This is a genomic window from Collinsella sp. AK_207A, assembly GCF_902501965.1.
Taxonomy (GTDB): domain Bacteria; phylum Actinomycetota; class Coriobacteriia; order Coriobacteriales; family Coriobacteriaceae; genus Collinsella.
Window position 1 is genome coordinate 95998 of sequence record NZ_CABWID010000019.1, and the last position, 19700, is coordinate 115697.

The 19700-nt window shown below is 62.7% G+C and carries 16 protein-coding genes and 1 other RNA gene; 3 read left to right on the forward strand and 14 right to left on the reverse strand.

Features of this window, described 5'->3' with window-relative positions; translation table 11 throughout:
• Positions 1-54: 54 nt before the first annotated feature.
• On the forward strand, positions 55-351 hold the full coding sequence (yhbY, locus tag GDJ97_RS07460) for a ribosome assembly RNA-binding protein YhbY (RefSeq protein WP_152070668.1): 297 nt from the start codon (positions 55-57) through the stop codon (positions 349-351).
• 273 nt (positions 352-624) lie between these two features.
• Here yhbY and GDJ97_RS07465 read toward each other — a convergent pair whose 3' ends face one another.
• The 10 genes from GDJ97_RS07465 to GDJ97_RS07510 form a co-directional block, all read right to left on the reverse strand.
• The gene (locus GDJ97_RS07465; protein WP_152070669.1) at positions 625-1950 is read right to left on the reverse strand and encodes a coproporphyrinogen III oxidase family protein; all 1326 of its coding nucleotides are present in this window, start codon (positions 1948-1950) and stop codon (positions 625-627) included.
• Between the two features lie 110 nt (positions 1951-2060).
• The gene (locus GDJ97_RS07470; protein WP_152070670.1) at positions 2061-5105 is read right to left on the reverse strand and encodes a BTAD domain-containing putative transcriptional regulator; all 3045 of its coding nucleotides are present in this window, start codon (positions 5103-5105) and stop codon (positions 2061-2063) included.
• 483 nt (positions 5106-5588) lie between these two features.
• Positions 5589-6317 (reverse strand): glucosamine-6-phosphate deaminase, encoded by a 729-nt coding sequence (nagB, locus tag GDJ97_RS07475; protein WP_152070671.1) that lies wholly within the window; start codon positions 6315-6317, stop codon positions 5589-5591.
• A 172-nt stretch (positions 6318-6489) separates the two neighbouring features.
• Positions 6490-6990: a PTS glucose transporter subunit IIA gene (locus GDJ97_RS07480; protein ID WP_152070672.1), complete on the reverse strand. Its 501-nt coding sequence runs from the start codon at positions 6988-6990 to the stop codon at positions 6490-6492.
• An 18-nt stretch (positions 6991-7008) separates the two neighbouring features.
• Positions 7009-8346 carry a phosphoglucosamine mutase gene (gene glmM, locus GDJ97_RS07485; protein WP_152070673.1) on the reverse strand — a complete coding sequence of 446 codons (1338 nt, stop codon included), beginning with the start codon at positions 8344-8346 and terminating at the stop codon, positions 7009-7011.
• 168 nt (positions 8347-8514) lie between these two features.
• Positions 8515-8910: a 30S ribosomal protein S9 gene (gene rpsI / locus GDJ97_RS07490; RefSeq protein ID WP_152070674.1), complete on the reverse strand. Its 396-nt coding sequence runs from the start codon at positions 8908-8910 to the stop codon at positions 8515-8517.
• Positions 8911-8913: 3 nt separating this feature from the next.
• Positions 8914-9357, reverse strand: a complete 444-nt coding sequence (rplM, locus tag GDJ97_RS07495; protein WP_152070675.1) for a 50S ribosomal protein L13 — start codon at positions 9355-9357, stop codon at positions 8914-8916.
• A 205-nt stretch (positions 9358-9562) separates the two neighbouring features.
• The gene (locus GDJ97_RS07500; protein ID WP_152070676.1) at positions 9563-10438 is read right to left on the reverse strand and encodes a patatin family protein; all 876 of its coding nucleotides are present in this window, start codon (positions 10436-10438) and stop codon (positions 9563-9565) included.
• Between the two features lie 99 nt (positions 10439-10537).
• The gene (locus GDJ97_RS07505) at positions 10538-10993 is read right to left on the reverse strand and encodes a hypothetical protein (RefSeq protein WP_152070677.1); all 456 of its coding nucleotides are present in this window, start codon (positions 10991-10993) and stop codon (positions 10538-10540) included.
• Positions 10994-11234: 241 nt separating this feature from the next.
• On the reverse strand, positions 11235-13091 hold the full coding sequence (locus GDJ97_RS07510; protein ID WP_255445809.1) for an MDR family MFS transporter: 1857 nt from the start codon (positions 13089-13091) through the stop codon (positions 11235-11237).
• 172 nt (positions 13092-13263) lie between these two features.
• Between GDJ97_RS07510 and GDJ97_RS07515 the strand changes: the two genes are divergently transcribed.
• Together GDJ97_RS07515 and ssrA are read left to right on the forward strand one after the other, a co-directional pair.
• On the forward strand, positions 13264-13914 hold the full coding sequence (locus GDJ97_RS07515) for a TetR/AcrR family transcriptional regulator (RefSeq protein WP_226808913.1): 651 nt from the start codon (positions 13264-13266) through the stop codon (positions 13912-13914).
• A 287-nt stretch (positions 13915-14201) separates the two neighbouring features.
• Positions 14202-14566: a transfer-messenger RNA gene (gene ssrA / locus GDJ97_RS07520) on the forward strand.
• 336 nt (positions 14567-14902) lie between these two features.
• On the opposite strand, the gene GDJ97_RS07525 is transcribed toward ssrA, so the two are convergent.
• The 4 genes from GDJ97_RS07525 to GDJ97_RS07540 all read right to left on the reverse strand — a co-directional run bounded on the left by GDJ97_RS07525 (position 14903) and on the right by GDJ97_RS07540 (position 19611).
• A complete protein-coding gene (locus GDJ97_RS07525) occupies positions 14903-15304 on the reverse strand; it encodes a sodium:proline symporter (RefSeq protein WP_152070679.1) in 402 nt (133 codons plus the stop codon).
• 796 nt (positions 15305-16100) lie between these two features.
• Positions 16101-17783: an Asp-tRNA(Asn)/Glu-tRNA(Gln) amidotransferase subunit GatB gene (gene gatB / locus GDJ97_RS07530; RefSeq protein WP_152070680.1), complete on the reverse strand. Its 1683-nt coding sequence runs from the start codon at positions 17781-17783 to the stop codon at positions 16101-16103.
• A complete protein-coding gene (gene gatA, locus GDJ97_RS07535; protein ID WP_152070681.1) occupies positions 17780-19300 on the reverse strand; it encodes an Asp-tRNA(Asn)/Glu-tRNA(Gln) amidotransferase subunit GatA in 1521 nt (506 codons plus the stop codon). Before gatA ends, gatB begins: the two co-directional genes overlap by 4 nt.
• Positions 19300-19611, reverse strand: coding sequence for an aspartyl/glutamyl-tRNA amidotransferase subunit C (locus tag GDJ97_RS07540; RefSeq protein ID WP_152070682.1), 312 nt, complete (start codon positions 19609-19611; stop codon positions 19300-19302). Before GDJ97_RS07540 ends, gatA begins: the two co-directional genes overlap by 1 nt.
• Positions 19612-19700 lie beyond the last annotated feature (89 nt).

The following is a 19700-nucleotide window of genomic DNA, read 5'->3' on the forward strand; positions in this document are numbered from 1 at the left end:
GGAGAATCGCGTGGTAGAATCCCCTCGCACGCACTCGAGAGAAAGCAGCACCTCATGGCACTCACCGGTAAGCAGATCCGCACGCTTCGCGCCCTCGCGCACCACCTCGACCCCGTGGTGTTCGTCGGAAAGGCCGACGTCACCGAGGCGGTGGCCAAGCAGGCCGACCAGGCACTCGAGGCCCACGAGCTCATCAAATGCGGCGTGCAGGACGGCAGCGAGCTCACCACCCGCGAGGCCGCCGAAGCGCTCGCGGAGGTAACGACCTCCGAGGTCGTCCAGGTCATCGGCCATCGCTTCGCCCTCTACCGCGAGAGCCACAAGAAGGATATCGAACACATCAAGCTGTAGCCGCTGGGCGCAGGGCGGCTCGGAGAAGCCTCGCTTCTTCCCGACCGCTCTGCAGCCCGATGTGCGTCAGCCCTCGAACTTCCCCAGGAGATTCCTACGACAGTCTTCAAGGTACTCCACACGGACCTCTCCCGACTCCTCGTCGAACACATAGTAGATGCCATGGCGGGCCACGGACGTCACGCGCACCTCATGCGGGGGCCGAGCCGATTCGTAAATCGGGTCGTATACGGAGCCTATGGGGGAAACGCGCAAGCGCCCGAAGCCTCTCGCCTACTTCACCGTGCCGTCTGCAAAGGTCAGGTCGCGCTCGGGACCCGTCAGCTGGGCGCGCGCCTGGTCGCGCAGCTCGTTCAAGCCGGAGAGGAACTGCCGCTGCATCACGAGCGTGTAGTAGCGCCCCTTGGTGGTGAGCGTGAGCTCGTCTTCGTTATCGGTGGCGAAGGCACCGTTCGCGCGCATGAACGCCATCTCTACCGGCAGGCCGCGCTCCACGCTCTCGCCGAAGTCGGCTTCAAAGCGCTTCTTATCCAGACGCAGGGCGTAGAGGTCCTGCATGAAGCGGTAGCACATGAGGTCGTGCTTGCTCATCTTGGTCTTGCCCATGAGGCTCATGTGCCCGGCCTCGATGTCCTCGTTGTATTCCTTGATACTGAAGGTGTTCACGTAGATGGTGCCGTCGAGGTGCGTCACCGAGCCAGAGCCGATCGCCGGATACTCCTCGTAGGACACACCGAACTCATCCACCGGCGCCTCGCCGCAGGCGTGCAGATCCCGGCCGGCACGGTTGAAGGTCCAGACCGTACGGCGCTCGAACTCCGGATTCTCTCCCCCGGCAAGCGCCTCGTCGAGCATCTGGTAGTACGTGAACTCGCGGTCCCACTCGGGCTTGCCGAGCGTCTCGAGCATGTGCCGCGTGGTAGCGTTCGAGAAGTAGAGCGGGCTGAACGTGGTCTGTTGGCAGCCGCACGCCTTTATGCGCTCCACGTCGCGCATCAGCACGTCCTCGGTCTCGCTCGGGAAGTTGAAGATCATATCTACGTTCAGGATGTCGAAATAATCCTTCGCGATGCCGATCCGCTCGAAGATCTCGTCTCCGCTCCCGTACTTGTCGTAGCGATCCATCTGCTTGAGCAACGTGTCATCGAAACTCTGCACGCCCACCGAGAGACGCTGGATGCGACCCTTCATCTTGTCCAGGTACGGCTGCGTCAGGTGATTGGGGTTGGTCTCCGAGCACACCTCCTTGATGTGGAAGTTCTCACGGGCCAGGTCGAGCGTCTCGCAGAGCTCATCGATCATGATGGTGGGCGTGCCACCGCCGCAATAGATGCTCTCGAAGTCGTATCCCAGATCCTTGAGCATCATCATCTCGCGGCGCAGATTCTGGAAGTAGGGACGCGCCACGTCCTCGCGGAACGGATAGCGGTTGAAGCTGCAGTACGGGCACAGGCGCTGGCAGAACGGAACGTGCATATAGAGCATGTAGTGGATGCCCGGCTTGGGCGCCGGCATCATCTTCTCCGTTACGGGCTCGAGCTTGAGCTCGCGCTTCGTCATGGTCTTGATAACCTTCGTCAGCATGCGTTCAGAAATCACGCGGCACTCCATCTCCTCGTTTGGTCCAGTGCTGCAGTGTACACCTTGCACGACGCGCGGACCCAACGGGAAAACTCATCGCAGGCGCTCACCACGCGCGAACCGTTCCACTAGCCCTGCGCGAGCAGGATACGGCCGCCCCGCTCGCCCGTGATCTCCTCATAGACCCTGCGCGTCTCCTCATCGGGCCCGCCATGGGGGCCTCCGCCCAGGTGCCCGAGATGGGTGCCGTAGAGCTCTACCGCCTCCCGCTTTCTCCCGCAGAGCGCGAAGACCCGCATTGCACGCCGGAGCAGATCCTCTCGTACGGGCATCAGCTTGAGTGCGGCATCGACCAGCCAGGATGCCGTTGGCAGATCCTCCTCCTCAACCGCCGCGTCTATACCGCGCAGGAGGCAGTCAACGTAGCGGGAGGCGAACGCGAGGCGCTGATGCATGAAAAACGTCGCGTCGCCCGTCTGGGGAACGAAGAGCGGGCCGCGATAGATCTGCTCGAGCTTGAGACAGCTCTCGATGACCTCCCGCGACGACATACCCATCCGCTTGAGCAGGATCTCGCGAGCGAGCAGCTCGAACCGCACCACGTCCGACGAGATGAACTCACCGTTCAGCGCGAGGCCATCGCCTTGCGTGAGCACGTATTGCGGACCGTCCTCCGTCTGGTGAAACGCCCTCCTGAGCGCCGATGAGGTGGCGTAGAGGTTCTGACGGGCCCGCTTGTAATCGATCTGCGGCCACATCTCGTCGATGAGCGTGCTCCGGCACACGTACGTCCCTAGGCAGAGCGTCAGACGGGCCGCAAGCACGCAGACCTTCCGTTGCCGCCACAGCTCGTCGGTCATCACATGGCCCGCGCGAACAACGCTGAACCCGCCGAACAAGCCGATGCTTGCCATACCCGCATCCCACGGCACCGTCTCCGAGACCACCTCGAACAGGGGCTCCGCGCGCTCTGCCCCACGGGTCCCAAGCGTATACGCCTCTGCGACGGCGGGCGGCAAGAGGCGCCGGACCGAATCCGCCCGCTCGCCGAGTGCGAACATGGCCAGGCGTGCCAACGGCCTGAAGCGCTCATCGAGCAGCAGGTCCTTATTCATCGAGAACCAGACGGACAAATCTGAGTCGAAGCGCGCGGATGAGAGGTGGAGTGCCACGGACCAGGCCTGCGCAGGCGTGGTCACCTCAGCCGAGAGATCGATCAGCTCCGCCTCGTCGCGCACCCCGATGCGCGGGCTGTTGAGCAGCATGGCCGAACGCTCCAGCAGGTAGGCCCACGAACGCAGGAATCCCTGCTCCTCCGTCGCCAATTTGAGCACTTGCTGCCCGCGGAACAGCGCATTCGCCAACTGACCGATCGTCAGTGCCTGCCAGCCCTCGCAGAGCAGGCAGAACAGCTGCGTGGGAAGATCGGACTCGCGCACCGCCATGGTGCCGGCGTCGTTGAACGCGCGCTCGTCCACCACCGGCAAACCTGCGAGCAACCTCCGCACGGAGGCCACGAGACGCACACGGCCCACCAGGCTCATGAGGCGGCGCTCCGTTGCCCGGCGCTCCAGCTGCCGCAGCTCCTCATCGGTGTCTTTGACGTTGCGGGTGCCGCGGTTCAGTGCCTCGTCCAATAAGAGGTCGAGGTAGATCAGCAGATGAGGCACGTTCAGCTCGTCATGATCCTCCCAACGCTCAGCTTGCTTGCGCATCTCGGACACGTCGACGTCCCCCGTGCCTCCCACCAGGCGTCCGTAGACCCTCGCATGGGCGAGCAGGTCGCGCACCGGCTCCGATGCCGCGCGCACCCGGAACGAATCGGGCATCTCCGGCAGGTCGATACCGCTGCACGAACCCCAAACACGGCGAAACGCACGGGCCGTGCACCAATCGCCCGGCGCGATATCGCGCTGCACCTCGCTCGCCCGCCGCGCCAGTTCCCGAGCCGACGCCCGCGCCAAGCGATAGTCGCCCATCGTAAGGGCAGATACGTAGAACGCCAGGACCACACCGATCTCCAAGGTAGTCATGCGCGCCCCCTCCATACCCGAAAGCGCGCGACGGACGAACGGCGCATGTCCCGTCAAGGCGAACTGCACGGGGAATTGGTCGACGATCTGCACGATGGCATCGCGCGGCATATAGCTATCCATCAGCTGTATCGCGGCGTCCACACGCTGTGCGCGCATATGGATACGCACCGCCTTCTCGAGGAAGCGCGGGCTTTCCTCGGCAAGCTCCGCCCGAAGTGACATAGTCTCCTTGCTCCGGGAAGCCAGACACGAGAACTTTCTCGTCGTCGCGTCCACGCCGAACACCGGATAGTCATGCGTCAGGCTCACGACGGTCTCGCTCCGCACGCGCACCCCGCATCGGTCAAGCTCCGCCAGGGTTCCGCCACCCAACAACAGCATGATGGCAAAGAGCCGGTGCAGCCTCCCGCCTGTTTCACCGGCCTCCTCGAGTATCGCGCGATAAAGCCTCACCGCCTGCGCCTCGAGGGCGCGCATGCCATCCGGCCCCGTGGTGGTCACCGCGCGCAGCGCGGCCACCAGCGCCGGCACGCCCTGGGTGAGCGCGTAGACATCCAGGGAGCTCGAGATTGAGAAGAGATGGGCCCAGACGGCATATTCACGCGGCTGCACGCGCATCGCCTGAGCCGTTACCTTGGCAGAATCTCCCAGCGCACTCATAAAGGGGCGGTTCGCCGGCGTGCAGGCAACCACGAGGCGAAACCCTTTGTCTCTGAGTTCACGAAGTCGGGAAACGAGCATCTCCGTTTCCGCTGCGTCCACCAGCGGAAGGTCGTCTACAAGTAGATGGGGAATCATCTCCGAGGTAAACTCGTCTACGCATGAGGCTAGGCGACCGCAGAGTTCGCTGACCGTGAGCGGCCCCGCGTTTATGACCACCGGAACGCCACGCGCAGGATCCCCCTCGATCGCCGCTGCGCACTGCAGCAGAAGTGCCGTCTTCCCAAAGCCCTGCGGGGCGCACACGAAGACGATTCCCGCCGTAGCGCACTCCTCCAGCACCCGGCGAACCAGACGCTCTCGATAGACGACGCAACCCGTGCCCTCGATCACGTCTCCCCTGATCGCGCTTGGCCCGTTCCTCCACGCTGCCGCCACCGGTGTCGCTGATTGCGCCTTTCCCGTCTCTTCCGCCATCGTTCAAACCCTTCTCCCTGGTATCACGTCGCAGCCGCAACGCTACCGTGAAGCGAAAGGCAGAACCCGGATCATTTGCAAGTTCCGGGACTGCGTGGAGATGAGCGCGAGATTCGTCGAGATCTGTGAGGAGACGTGGCACCGCGGGCAAAAGGCCAGCGTCTCCTGCCACCCGCGCTATCCATGGCGGTGCGTGGCTACCGTACGCAAACCATCCTCAGCCATATCCTGACCATTTACCGATTGACGGGGCCAAAAGGTGCAATACATCCGGCCATCTGCGTAAACGGTATCTTACAACCCACTACTTCGATATGTCAGATTGTCAGTGCACCGAATCGGAATCCCCGTCAGGTTGCACGGTTCCGGTGGAAAACCATCCTCCCAAAGCAAAGGCCCCTGTTTCCAGGGACCTTCACCGTTCACGTTGTTCGCGTGATGCCAAGAAGCCGCGGAGCGTCTTTCCCGAATCATCGCCCGCGCTTAATGGCAGAGGGCGAGCGCTTCCTCGTCGGCAACCACCGTGCAGTTGGTGTGCAGCTGCAGGATGGACGCCGGGCAGGCAGGCGTTACCGGACCAAAGCACATGTCGTAGACGGCTTGGGCCTTCTTGGGACCATTGGCCACCACGAGGATGCTCCGCGCGCGCATGATGGTCTGCACGCCCATCGTGTAGGCCTGACGCGGCACGTCGTCGATGCTCTCGAACAGGCGGCTGTTGGCCTGGATGGTGCTCTCCGTCAGATCGACGCAGTGCGTCCCCTTAGAGAACACGCTATCCGGCTCGTTGAAACCGATGTGACCGTTGTTGCCGATACCCAGAAGCTGCAGGTCGGGGTATCCCGCCGCCTCGACCATGCGGTCATACTCAGCACAGGCGGCGTCGGCATCCGGGTTCGCGCCATCGGGCACATGGGTGTTCGCCAGGTCGATATTGATGCCATGGAAGAAATTCTTGTTCATGAAGTAGTGGTAGCTTTGCGGGTCGTCGTGGCCCAGGCCGCGGTACTCATCCAAGTTATAGGTGCTGACCTCGGCAAAGTCCACGTCACCCTTCTCATACCACTTGATGAGCTGCTCGTAGGCGCCAATGGGCGTGCTGCCCGTTGCCAAGCCGAGCACACAATCCGGCTTCAGGATCACCTGAGCCGAGATGATGTTCGCTGCCTTCCGGCTCATATCGGCATAGTCTTTGGCATGGATGATGCGCATGGTGGTTCCTCCCCATCGCGAAGCGCGGCACCAGGGCGTGTACGCGCGAGTCAGAACACAAGGTCGCGTCGGGGCCCCTGCCCGTCCACGACAGGTCCATCATAGCGCACGAAGCCGCGCGCTCACTTTCCGTTTTTAGCTGAAACCGGCGGGAACCAGCGCTTCCGAACAATTAACGCTCGCGCACCACGATCAGGTCGTCCAGCTCGTTCACGTAGCGGCCCTCCGCACCATCCAAGCTCGAGAACTCCAAGGCATTGCACACCAAGATGGGAACGGTCAGGTCGAGTCCCTCCTCTTCGATCGCCTTGCGGTCGAATTCGATGAGCACGTCCCCCCGATGAACCATATCGCCCGTCTCAACATGCACGGTGAAGTGCCTGCCCCGCAGCGCCACGGTATCCAAGCCCACATGAACCAGCACGTCGAGGCCATCGTGGGTATGCAGCGCCACGGCATAGCCGGTTGGAAAAATCGTCTCGATCTTAGCGTCGGCAGGGGCAACCACTCGATCTCCCGTAGGCTGGATGGCAACGCCCTCTCCCAAGAGCCCGTCGGCAAACGTCTGGTCGGACACATCCGCCAAAGGCAGCACGCGCCCGGCAATCGGCGATGAAAGCACCATCGCCCGACGATGGCGCAGTCCCAGGGACTTCTTCAGCCCTTCGAACATACGGTCCCTGCGCCTCCTTTAGGGTAGTTCCCGCTTCACAACCGATACGATACCATCAACGGCGTCCTGCGCGGCGCGCTCGGTCTCGGCTTCGGCCATCACGCGAATGAGCGGCTCGGTGCCGGAGGTGCGGACCAGCACCCGACCCTTGTCGCCAAGCTCTTCTTCGGCGGCGCGCACCGCGGCCCAAACGGCCTCGCAGCCGTCCAAGTCTTCCTTATGCTCGGAACGAACGTTCACGAGCACCTGCGGATACACCTTCATAGGTGCGCACAGCGCGGAGAGCGTCTCGCGCTCGGCGCGGATGACCTCCATGATGCGCAGCGAGGTCATGATGCCATCGCCGGTGCACTCGATATCGCCGAAGATGATGTGTCCGGACTGCTCGCCACCCAGGCTATAGCCCTTCTCGCGCATGCAGGCGTACACGTTCTTGTCGCCCACCGCGGTGACCTCAAAGGAAAGCTTGGCGTCATCGAGCGCCTTAAACAGGCCAAGGTTGCTCATGACCGTGGGCACGACGGTACCGCCGGCAAGGCGTCCATGCTTATTGAGGTAAGTACCGCACACGTAGAGGATCATGTCACCATCCACCACGTTGCCGCGCTCGTCCACGGCAAGGCAGCGATCGGCGTCGCCGTCATAGGCAAAGCCGGCGTCGAGCCCCTGCTCAACCACAAAGCGGCGCAGACGGTCCATATGGGTGGAGCCGCAGTCCACGTTGATGTTCAGGCCGTCGGGAACGCTATTGATGACGTGAACCTCGGCGCCCAGGGCATCGAACACGGGCTTCGCCACCGAAGAGGCGGAACCGTTGGCGCAATCCAGGCCCACGCGCACGCCCTGCAGCGAGAAGTTGGCGCTCGCGATGAGGTGCGCGATGTAGCGGTTGCGGCCCTGCATGTAATCGATCGTGCAACCGATGGCGTCGCCCACGGCAAAGGGCACCTCGCAGTTGCCGTCGATGTAGTCCTCGATGCGCTCCAAGACGTCCTCGTCCATCTTGTAGCCTTCGCCGTTCACGAGCTTGATGCCGTTATCGGTATAGGGGTTGTGGCTCGCCGAGATCATGATGCCGCAGTCAAAGCGACCGTCGACCGTCTCATAGGCAACGCCGGGTGTGGGAATGACGTGCAGCAGGTAGGCATCGGCACCGGAAGCCACCAGGCCGGCGACGATACCGGACTCGAGCATGTAGCTCGAGCGACGCGTGTCCTTGCCCACGATCACGCGGGCACGACGCTCCAAGCGGGCGCCGTAGTACCAGCCGACAAAGCGACCGATCTTGTAAGCGTGCTCCACGGTGAGAACGCAGCCCGCCTCGCCGCGGAAACCGTCGGTGCCAAAGTACTTCATGTGGTCATCCCTTCGATATGGTGCCGCATGGCGACGTGCCGTATCCGAAATCCCATGCCCCGAAGGGCAGAATCGCTCGCAGATACAATACCCCATTTACACAGAAACGGGACCCACCGAACGTTCGGTAGGTCCCGTATGCAAAATGCGTTCGCTCCCGAAAGCGGATTAGCGCTTGGAGAACTGCGGTGCGCGACGGGCCTTCTTGAGGCCGTACTTCTTACGCTCGACCACGCGGGCGTCGCGGGTGAGGAAGCCGGCGCGCTTGAGGTCGGCGCGGTAGTCGCCAGCCTTCAGCAGGGCGCGGGCGATGCCCAGACGCAGGGCGCCGGACTGGCCGGTGATGCCGCCGCCGTCGCACAGCGCGATGACGTCGAAGGAACCGGCGGTGTCGGTCACCTTGAAGGGGGCGATGGCGTCCTCAACAAGCTGCTTGCGGCCGAAGTACTCCTCGGCGTCGCGCTTGTTGACGGTCACCTTGCCGGTGCCGGGCACGATACGGACGCGGGCAACGGCGTTCTTGCGACGGCCGGTGCCGTAGTAGACAACGGTGTTCTCAGCCATGCTTTAGCCCTCCAGCTCGATCTTGACGGGGTTCTGGGCCGCGTGCGGATGCTCCGCGCCGGCATACACCTTGAGCTTCTTGAGCTGGGCGCGACCAAGCGTGGTCTTGGGGAGCATGCCGCGAACGGCGCGCTCGATGACCTGCTCGGGGTGCTTCTCCATAGCCTGGGCGAACGACTCGGCCTTGAGACCGCCGTTGTAACCCGTGTGGCGATAGTAGGTCTTCGTAGCCGCCTTGTTGCCGGTAAGCTGGACCTTATCGGCATTGATGACGACGACGAAATCGCCGCAGTCGGAGTTGGGCGTGTACTGCGGCTTGGTCTTACCGCGCAGAATGGCAGCAACCTGCGTGGCGAGGCGGCCGAGCACGGCGCCGTCGGCATCCACGAGCACCCAGTTGCGCTGGGCCTCGGTCTGCTTGGTGTAGTGAGTCGACTTGGTAATCAACTTGACTCCTCCATGTACAGATACGTGTCGTTTACAGAGATTCACGGGGCTCTGCAAGTAACCGTGTCATTGTATCGCGGCATGACGACGCGTCAACGATTTATCTTCGTCTCCACAGATAAATGCCGCAGGCAAACGCCGTACCGCCGAACGGGAAAAGGGCTTCGTCCGTTTCCCCGTTCGGCGGTACGGCGAGCCCGTGCTTCTAGCCCAGAAAACCCCGAATCGCGCGGAGTTGGCGCTTGGCCTCCTGGCGTCCCTGGATGTAGAGATCGAGCAGTTTGGTGGGGTCGCGCTCGATATGCCCCACCTCTACGGGCCGCTGCGGTGCCAGCACGAGCGCGCGCCCGGCGTCCTCGTACGCCCAGATATGCTCGCGCTGCTCGTTGTAGCGCTCGTGACGGGTCGCCAGGGCCTCGAGCAGATACGGATAGGTACCGTACGCCGCGCGCGCGGCCGGCATGAACTCGTATGGCGCCTTCTGGTAGCCACGGTGCTGGGTAAGGACCACGATCGCGCGATCAAAGCCCGCGTCTTCGAGCACGTGCTCAACCGGGACGGAATCGGCGATGCCGCCGTCCAGGTACTTGTTGCCCCCGATCTCTACCGGCTGTGTCACCAAGGGCAGCGAGGTGGAAGCGCGCACGGCGTCGATGTCCAGCTCCGCGTTGCTAACCGGCAGGTACTCCGCCGTGCCGAAGAGAATGTTGGTAACCGTGGCGTAGAGCCGCATGGGGTTGACGTCGTACGCTTCGGCGTCAAAGGGATCGAGCCGATCCTGAATGTCGTTCAGCAAGAAGTCGTAGCCGACCATGCTCCCGGAGGTTATGTACGACTTCGCGCCGATGTAGCGCGAATCGTTGCAGAAGGCTAGGCTGATGCGATTGGCCCGCCCGATCTGGCGCGACTTGTAGTTGATGCCGTTCAGCGTGCCGGCCGAGACGCCATAGGTAGCGTCCACCTCGATACCGTTCTCCATGAAAACGTCCAGCACGCCGGCCGTGAACTGCCCGCGAAAGCTACCGCCCTCAAGAACCAGCGCCACCTTACCCGCGTTGCCCGCCGCATCGATTCCCGCCATACCGCGCCTTTCGTCGTTTTGATTCGTTCCCTCGCTTGTACCCAAAAAGCCCCCGGAACGATTCCGAGGGCCTTACCGAGTGGAGGGTTCGCCGGCAACCTACAGCGACTTCACCTGCGCCGCGATCGCGTCGAGCTGGGCGAGCTGCGCCTCGCACGCAGCGTCGTCGGCGGCAAGCGCCGCCAGGCTCCGGTAGAAGAACGCGTTGACCTCGGGAGCGAACGCGCCGGCCTCGAGCATGGGGAGCGTGAGGTCGGTCAGCTCGATGAGGCTATCCAGCAGGCTGGTCTTGACCTGCGTGAGCTCCCCCTCGTACGTTCCGGCAACCTGGGCACCATGATGGTCGCCCACGTGCTCCATGAGCGCGGTCACCTGCTGGGCGCGGGCCGCGAACTCCCCGTCGGAGAGGTTCTGGCCGAGCGCGGCGACGTTGCCCATCACGATGCCAGCGGGGCGGCCGCAGGGAACGAACTCCGGATCGTCGTTCATGGCGTTGGTGATGGTACCGCCCAGACCGATGAGGGCGTTGGTGAGAACCTTGCTGGAATCGGACATGGTATATCCCTTTCTGATCATCTGCGAGCTGCGTCCGTACTGCGAACTGCGAGCTGTAAAGCGTTCGTTTGCTTCAGCTAACTCGTTTAGGATACCCAATGGCATGCATTGCTGCTACCCGCTTCACAAGCACTATGTAACTTGATTTATAGCGGCCGGGGTCGACCGCGCCTTCCCGCGCAATCGACCCTGGCCGCTTGAAAAAAGCCTCCCCTTTTCGATGCCTCGGGGTTTCGAGGATTTACTTGCTCTCGTTGACCAGGTAGGTCTCCATGGCGTAGTGCGTGATGTCGGAGCGGTTGATGACGCCCACCAGCTTGCCACCATCCAGCACGGGTACCTTCTTAAGGTGGTTCTCGCCCAGCACGCGGCATACCTCGGGCAGGTCGGCATGCACGTCCACGCTCACCACGCTTGGCTCGGCGATATCCGCCACGTGCATGGCGGCGAGCTCCTCGCAGCGCGCCCTGAAGTCCGGAATCGTGGGGTCGATGAGCGTTATGAGCGAGGTGGGGTTCATCGCGATGCCCACTCCCGTCCCCTTGGAGAGGAACCGCAGGATATCGCCATCGGAGACAAAGCCCACCGGTATGCCCTCCGCGTTCACCACCGGGACCGCAGACACGCCGTGGTCCACGAACAGCTGCATCGCGTCTGTGACGGTCGCCGTGTCCGGCAGCGTGTACACCTCGCGCTTCATGATGGATTCGAGCACGGTGCGGCGGGCATTGTCGGGGTCGGCGCCAGCCGCGTCGCCCGGCTTGTCTTTCACAAAGAGCAGCACGAGCACAAAGACCGCCGCGCACATCGCCGCAGCCACGCCGAAGGCGGCGTTGATACCCGTAATGCCGGCATCGGCGGCGCTCATGGATCCCACGCTGGTCGAGGACACGGCCGAGGACACCGATACGAGCACGGCGGTGCCGAGCGAGCCGGCGACCATGCGCAGGGTGTTGTTGACCGAGGTGCCATGGCTAATGAGCTTGTTATCCAGCGCATTCATGCCCCAGGTGGTGGTCGGCATGTTCACGAGGGCGATGGAGCCCATGCGAATGGTGTAGAGCACCACGATCAGGGCGATCGGCGTGTTGTCGTGCAGCATGAAGAAGCCAAGCGACGAGAATGTCAGCGCCGCGGTGCCCGTTAGCACGAGCCTGCGCGGGCCGTTCTTATCGAAGACGCGGCCGGCCCACGGACCGAGCGCACCCATCAGCAGGGCGCCGGGCAGGATGACCAGACCCGAGACCGTGGCGGAGAAACCGCGATAGGTTTGCAGGTAGATGGGCATGAGCATGCCGCCAGCAAAGAGCGTGGCCTGCACGAGCATGGCGATGACGGCGCTCGTGAGGAACTTGCGGCTCGTGAAGACGCGGAGCTCGAGCATCGGCTTCTCCAGCCTGAGCTGGCGGTGCACGAACAGCGCCACGACCAAGACGCCAGCAACGGTAATTACCAGGTCGAGGGGGTTCACACCTTCGGAGCCGATGGTCGAGCAACCGTAGAGCAGCCCAATCAGTCCGAGCGAGGACATGATGACGGACGGCTTGTCGAGCTTCGCCGCCCTGTTCTGCTCGCCTACATTGGTGAGGAAGAAGAAGGCGAGGATGATGGCGAGCGTTGAGAGGACCGTCACGATGTAGAGCATCGCATGCCAGCCCGCATGGTCGATCACCAAGCCGGCAAGCGAGGGGCCCACGGCCGGCGCGAAGGCGATGACCAAGGAGAAGATGCCCATCGCGCTACCACGCTTGTCCGAGGGGAAGGTGAGCATGAGCACAGTCATCACGAGCGGCATGACGATACCGGCACCGGACGCCTGGATCATGCGGCCCGCAAGCAGGATGCCGAAGCTGGGGCCCCATCCGGCAATCAGGCTGCCCGCCGCGAAGACACCGAGCGCACCCATGTAGAGCGCACGGGTGGAGAAGCGCTCGATCAAGAAGGCGGTGACGGGGATCATGATGGCGTTGACCATGGTGAATCCGGTGGTGAGCCACTGCACCGTGGTGGTGCCGACCTGCATCTCCTTCATGATGGACGCCATCGCCGGCGTCATGAGCGTCTGGTCGAGCACGGCGATGAACGTGCCGAAGATCAACACACATACCATTTCGACCTGTTTTCTTGTGAGCCCCATGGGCAACCCCCGATTCGCTTGTACGAATTGATGCGGTTCCTTTTCCCCGTCTGTGTGAAATAATATACTTAGTATAAACTTCTATCAAGTTTCTTGTACTGCGTTATGATGGGGCGTGAAAGGAGGGCATCGTATGAACAACGAGGACGGAGAGCGCGAGCTGGGCCTGCGCGAACGGAAGAAGTTGAAGCTGCGGCGCGATATCGAGCGCACGGCGTTGCAGAGCGTGCTCGAGCGCGGCTACGACGAGACGACCATCGAGCTTATCTGCCGTGAGGTCGAAATCTCCAAGAAGACGTTCTTCAACTACTTCTCCTCCAAGGAAGCGGCGCTGCTAGGCGACCACCATGTTGACTGCTCCGCCGAGACGCTGGGCGCGGCGCTGGAAGCGGCGGGCGACCGGCCGTACCTGAAGACGGTGACGGGATTTGTGTCCGGGGTGCTCTACCCCGCGTCCGACAGCCCCGAAGTCATGCACCTGCGCAGCCAGGTGATCGCTGCCATTCCCCAGTTGGCGTTTCGCAGCCGCAAGGACATGGTGTGCCTGAACAAGACGACATCGGACTGCTTGCGGACGTATCTCTCCGCGCATCCGGAACGTCGCGTACTGCCCGAGCAGCCGCTTGACGCAGAGTGCATCGCGGCGATGTCCACGGCGCTGAACATCGCTCGGTCGCGGTACCTGCTGGCGCTTTGCTGTCCCGGCGAATGGAGCGCTGACGACGCGGGAGAGCTGCTGTGGAGTTACTTGGACCGGGCTGGGCGCACCATCGGGGTCATATGAACGGTAACAGGAGCTGCGGATGAAACATGCAACGCCATATGCGTAAACCGGCCGAGTTTTGGCCCGGATACGCATGTGGCGTTGCGTTGCGGGAAGCGTTACCGTTTTTCGTTCATTTGAACCGAACTTGCCTGCTCGCATTCTCGAACAAACGAACCAGAGACGTTCGTTCACGGGCACGCAGTTGGACCGGATGTCGCTGCGTGCTATAGTGGTTCGACCAAGCCGTGCGGTCCAGTCGCGCGACTCGTGTTCTTTGACAGGTCGGAGCGCGACCTCATTTCTGAGGGGGCGACTGGTTTCGACACGATAGCTCTGAGAGAGGAAGCAGGCCGTGGTCTCCTCGCCACGTTAAACAGGGGTACCGTCAAATTGAATTGACAACAACTCTTCTTATGAGCCTCTGGCTCTCGCTGCTTAATTAATTTGCGGCGCGTCGACCCGGGGATTTCCCCGACTCCGGTGAGACGTCATTTCAGGGGAATGCTCCCGCGCACGTAATCGGTATGGCGCGGGCTAAGACCGAACCGGTTGGGGTTTCGCGAGCGTGTCGCTTCGCGCAAGAAGCCCGAGATTAAATAAGCGACTGAGCCTGGAGATGCCGATCAGGGGGCTTTCGTGGACCGGAGTTCGATTCTCCGCGCCTCCACCATTAGTTCAGTGCGCCCTGTAGCCGCCTAGGCCGCAGGGCGCATTTTCATTTCCGTACCGCGGAGAATCGAACTCCTATGCGATGTTTCGCCCATGCGGCAGGGCAACGAACTCGAGTAGGTCACGGATAGAGTCGTAGCGATACACGATGACAAACGGCGGGAACGGCAGTTTGCGGATGTCCGGGCCATAATCGTCTCGCAGGGATTTCTGTACGTTCGGAGAGCCTATGCCGGGAAGGGCTTCGATTGACGCGAGTACTCCGTCAAGGCGCATCCGGAGCTTTTCGGACACGATATCTGCAACAGACTCTGCAAACTGATTAGAATAACTTACCTCACGCATCAGAACCACCGGGCCGCCTCGCGCGAATCTCTGCGGCACGGGCAAACATCGCTTCACGCGATGTCGTATACCGTCCCACCTCGAGGTCTGCGATGCCCCTTCCCACTTCATCATGCAGATACTGCTCGTATGCGGCATCCTCGCGCTCTCGCCTAATGAGGTCATCGAACACCTGCATGCCCATGAACACATAGGCACCCCGGCCATTCTCGGTAATATGGACGATGCCCTTGTCAGCCTGCTCCTTGACCGCCTTGGGATTCTTGGAAATCGCCGTGATAGGGTAGATGGAAGGGGATTTGTAGATAGACATTGCAGGCTCCTTATCACCTAATTGGATGATGATAGCCTGATTATAGTCTGACTGAACTGCTTCCTTGAGTTGATCTATCATTTCCGACCTCCTTTCACAAGCGGGACGATGCTCTCTTTAACCCTACGGCAGAAGCCTCTTTTGGTTTTCAACAGCTTCCAAATGTGTCTTTCCATAAGGGGGGTTGTAGATTCTACGGCCGTTCTTCCGATGACCACCCACCCCGCCCAAGGTGCCGTTCATCTCATAATTACAAACGTGTGTTCTATTTCGGTACCGAACTCTGTGGAAAACCAAGGCGCGACGCCCGGAAAATGTCTTTGAACATCTTCACAACTGGACCCGCCGACGGACGGCAACGTCAAATGACGTATACGTTCTCACCTACGTCGCAGCCGGTTTGTCAACCCCTACAAGGTGGTGCAGTGGGACAGTCCCCATGTACCACCTTGCTGGAGGAATCAGCTACGCGCCCGATATCCTCAAAAAAGCCTTTCTACACCCAGGAGTTCGGATTCGACTACGCCACTTTCCAGCGCCATCTGCGCCTTGCCTGGCGTCCGCACGACCTATGGGACGGGCTGCACCCTGTGCTCTGGGACGGCCCTTTCGCGCTGTCTTCTTCGAAGACCTCATCGAGAAGGGCCGCGGGACCGTCTTCGCGGTCCGCTACGACGATGTCCACGACATCATCGAATGGTGCCGCATCCCCCCGTCTCGCTGTCATTCGCCTCAAGGGCGGAGCCGGCGAGCTCCTCGTACGCACCGATCTGATGGAACCTGCGACCTGGCAATGCATCAAGAAACTCTGCAGCGCGTAGCGCGTGCGGCACAAAAAAGTGGTCCATTGGGAGTGGCCCAATGGACCACGTTCCGGTTAGGAGAGCGCCGCACGCAGGAGCTCGTTGAAGAGTTTGGGGTTGCCCTTGCCGCGACTCGCCTTCATGCACTGGCCAACCAGATAGCCGATGACCTTCTGGTTGCCATCTCGGTACTGCTGTGCCTGGTCGGAGCAATTGGCGAGCACCTCGTCAACGATCGGCTGCAGCGCTCCGGTGTCGCTCACCTGGCGCATGCCGCGCGCGTCCACGATCTTGTTGGGATCATCCCCGCTCTCTGCCATGAGGCCGAACACCTCATGCGCCTGGTTGGAGCTGATGGCATCGCTCGCAAGCAGCTTGGCAAGGGCCGCCACCTGGGCAGGCGTCAGACCGGAGTCCGCCAAACTCGACCCCGCCGCCTTGAGATAGGCCACGAGCTCGTTGACGATCAGATTCGCCACGGTCTGGGCTTCCTTACCGGAGAGCCCGGCCGCCGCAGCCTCGAAGAACGCCGCCGTCTCCGGGTCGCCCGCGATCTGCTCGGCATCAGCGCGCTTGATGCCAAAGCTCGCCTCGAACCGCGCCCGCTTGGCATCGGGCAGCTCGGGCAGCTCGGAGCGGCACTCGTCCACGAATTCATCGGAGAGGTCGTACGGAGCCAGGTCGGGATCGGGGAACAGACGGTAGTCGTCCGCCGTCTCCTTCACGCGCATCACCACGGTGCGCTTGCGGGAAGGCTCCCAGTGGCGCGTCTCCTGGTAGATGATGCCGCCCTCCTCAAGCACCTCGGCCTGACGGCAGATCTCGTAGGCGAGGCCGTCGTGCAGGCTCTTGAAGGAGTTGAGGTTCTTGAGCTCGGTCTTGGTGCCGAGCTTGGTCTCGCCTCGGCGGCGCAGCGACACGTTACCGTCGCAGCGCATGGAACCGTGCTCCATCGAGCAGTCGGAGATGCCGAGCGTGAGGAAGATGCGGCGCAGCTTCTCCATGAAGAGGCGCGCCTCCTCGGGCGTGCGCAGATCCGGCTCGGTCACGAGCTCGATCAGCGGGGTACCGCAACGGTTGTAGTCGATGAGCGACTCCGCGGCCGCGGTGATGCGGCCCTCCTCGCCGCCCAGATGCGTCATCTTGGCGGCATCCTCCTCCATGTGGATGCGCAAGATGCGGATGGGCACCGTGTAGGAGCCGTCGTCGTGACGCTCGGCCAGCTGGAGGTGCGAGGTATCGTAGCCCGCCATATGAGCGGGCGCACCCGCCGTGCCACCCTCGGGCATCTGAGCGGACATGCTGGTGGAGAGGCCCACGGCGTTGGCACTCGCGGAAGCCAGGCTCTGCGCCTCGGCCTCGCCGAACGCGCACGCCGGACGCTCGGCGGCACCGCGCCCCGTGACCTCCAGATCCAGATGCCCGTGCATGCAGAAGGCGATGGGGCCCTGCGTGGTCTGGAAGTTCTTGGCCATATCCGGATAGAAGTAGTGCTTCCGGTAGAACATGCTGTGCTTCATGATCTGGCAGTTCGTAGCCAGGCCCGCTTTCACGATGGAGCGGATAGCCTGGCGGTTGGGCACCGGCAGCGCGCCGGGCAGGCCCAGGCACACCGGGCACACGTTGGCGTTCGGCTCGTCCTCATGGCTGAGCTTGCAGCCACAAAACATCTTGGTGTCGAGCGTGGTGAGCTCGGTATGGATCTCGAGACCGATCACGGCCTCCCAGTCCTTCAGGACCTCGGCGAGCTCCTTCATGCGCGCTCACCCCCCTTCCCGGCAAAACCGGGCGCAACGGAAAGCGCAGGGGCCCCGTCGGCGCCGGCAAATCCACGCTCCACCGCGCGTGCGAACATGAGCAGGTCACGGTCCCTGAAAGCCGGACCCTGCAGCTGCACGGCAACCGGCAGCTGAGAATCCTCGCCCAGGCCAACCGGCACCGAGATGCCACCGTTGCCCGCGATGTTCAGCGAGATGGTGTACATATCGGAAAGGTACATCTGCGTCGGGTCCGAGATTTCGCCGAACTTAAACGCGGCGCGCGGGCTCGCCGGCATGAGGATGGTGTCCACCTTCTGGTAGGCGGCGGCGTAGTCGCGCGTGATGAGCGTGCGCGCCTTGGCGGCGGCGTAGTAGTACTTGTCGTACACGCCTGAGGACAGCAGGTACGCGCCGAGCATCTGGCGGCGCTTGGCCTCCTGGCCAAAACCGTGCGCGCGCGAGAGCGAGCTCTGCTCGGCCAGCGTGGCACACATCGGCTCCTGGTAGCCGTAGCGCACGCCGTCGAAGCGCGCGAGGTTGGAGAACGCCTCGGCCGGACCGATGACGTAGTAGGCGGCGATGGCAGCATCCAGATGCGGCAGCTCAACTTCCACCAGCTCGGCACCCTGATCCACCAACTTCTCGGCAGCAAGCTCCACAGCGCGCTTAACCTCGGGCATAAGCCCCTCGGCCTCCATGAACGCGGGGATGATGCCGACTCTGCGACCGGCGATGTCGTCGTTCAGGTGCTCGAGAAAGTCCACCGGACAGTCCTGGCTCGTGCAGTCGTACGGGTCCTTGCCGGCGCCCACGAGCGCGTTCATGGCAAGTGACACGTCGGACACGCTGCGCCCGAAGGGCCCCACCTGGTCGAGCGAGCTGCCGAAGGCCACCACGCCGTAACGGGAAACGGCCCCATAGGTGGGCTTCATACCCACCACGCCGCAGAGCGAAGCGGGCTGGCGAATGGAACCGCCGGTATCGGAGCCAAGCGCGAGCGTGGCCTCGCCGGCTGCCACCGCCGCGGCGCTGCCGCCCGAGGAGCCGCCGGGCACGCGCTCGGTGTCCCACGGATTGTTCGTGCGGTGAAACGCGCTGGACTCGGTGGAGGAGCCGAAGGCGAACTCGTCCATGTTGGCCTTGCCAACGGGCAGGCAACCCGCCTCGAGCATGCGCGCCACACAGGTGGCCGTATAGGGCGACTCGTAGTTCTCGAGCATGCGGCTCGCGCAGGTGGTGCGCGTGCCAATCAGATTCATGTTGTCCTTGATCGCCAGCGGTACACCCGCGAGCGGGGGCAGGGGCTCGCCGGCAGCGCGGGCGGCATCGACGCGAGCGGCGGCCGCACGGGTTAGCTCGGGCGTCACCTGCAGGTAAGCCTGCACCTCCGGCTCGCGCGCCTCAACGGCAGCGAGGGCGGCGTCGGCCACCTCGGCAGCGGAGAACTCCCCCGCGGCAATGCCTGAGGCGATCTGCGCGGCGGAAAGGGTATCCAGGTTCAGGGTCTCGGCCATTAGTTATCGCCCCCGTCTCCCAAAATAGAGGGCACGCGGAACATGCGACCCCGGCTGGAGCCGGCGTTGTCGAGCGCGGCATTGAGCGGCAGCGCGCGCTCGGCGTCAACGGCGTCGTCGCGCATGACGTTCACCAGGTCTCCGATGGGATGGAACGTAGGAGCAACGTCCTCGTCCGCATACTTCAGGATGGGCGCGAGAATGTCGACGGCATCGTTCATATAGGCCGTCATCTGCGCGAGCTCATCCCCCTCCAACGCGATGCGCGCGTAGTCAGCAATGCCGCGCACGTCGTTCTCGCTGAGTGCCATAGGCGCTCCTTCCAAATCGCCAGAATGCTCCCCATTATAGGCGGCGCGCCCGTCGCACCGATGGAGCAACGAGCGCGATATGTCGAATT

Bases quoted from the DNA above. Each gene is read 5' to 3' on its own strand.
- yhbY (WP_152070668.1), top strand. From the start codon at position 55: ATGGCACTCACCGGTAAGCAGATCCGCACGCTTCGCGCCCTCGCGCAC.
- GDJ97_RS07470 (WP_152070670.1), bottom strand. From the start codon at position 5,105: ATGGCGGAAGAGACGGGAAAGGCGCAATCAGCGACACCGGTGGCGGCA.
- nagB (WP_152070671.1), bottom strand. From the start codon at position 6,317: ATGCGCATCATCCATGCCAAAGACTATGCCGATATGAGCCGGAAGGCA.
- GDJ97_RS07480 (WP_152070672.1), bottom strand. From the start codon at position 6,990: ATGTTCGAAGGGCTGAAGAAGTCCCTGGGACTGCGCCATCGTCGGGCG.
- glmM (WP_152070673.1), bottom strand. From the start codon at position 8,346: ATGAAGTACTTTGGCACCGACGGTTTCCGCGGCGAGGCGGGCTGCGTT.
- rpsI (WP_152070674.1), bottom strand. From the start codon at position 8,910: ATGGCTGAGAACACCGTTGTCTACTACGGCACCGGCCGTCGCAAGAAC.
- GDJ97_RS07500 (WP_152070676.1), bottom strand. From the start codon at position 10,438: ATGGCGGGAATCGATGCGGCGGGCAACGCGGGTAAGGTGGCGCTGGTT.
- GDJ97_RS07505 (WP_152070677.1), bottom strand. From the start codon at position 10,993: ATGTCCGATTCCAGCAAGGTTCTCACCAACGCCCTCATCGGTCTGGGC.
- GDJ97_RS07515 (WP_226808913.1), top strand. From the start codon at position 13,264: ATGAACAACGAGGACGGAGAGCGCGAGCTGGGCCTGCGCGAACGGAAG.
- GDJ97_RS07525 (WP_152070679.1), bottom strand. From the start codon at position 15,304: ATGATAGATCAACTCAAGGAAGCAGTTCAGTCAGACTATAATCAGGCT.
- gatB (WP_152070680.1), bottom strand. From the start codon at position 17,783: ATGAAGGAGCTCGCCGAGGTCCTGAAGGACTGGGAGGCCGTGATCGGT.
- gatA (WP_152070681.1), bottom strand. From the start codon at position 19,300: ATGGCCGAGACCCTGAACCTGGATACCCTTTCCGCCGCGCAGATCGCC.
- GDJ97_RS07540 (WP_152070682.1), bottom strand. From the start codon at position 19,611: ATGGCACTCAGCGAGAACGACGTGCGCGGCATTGCTGACTACGCGCGC.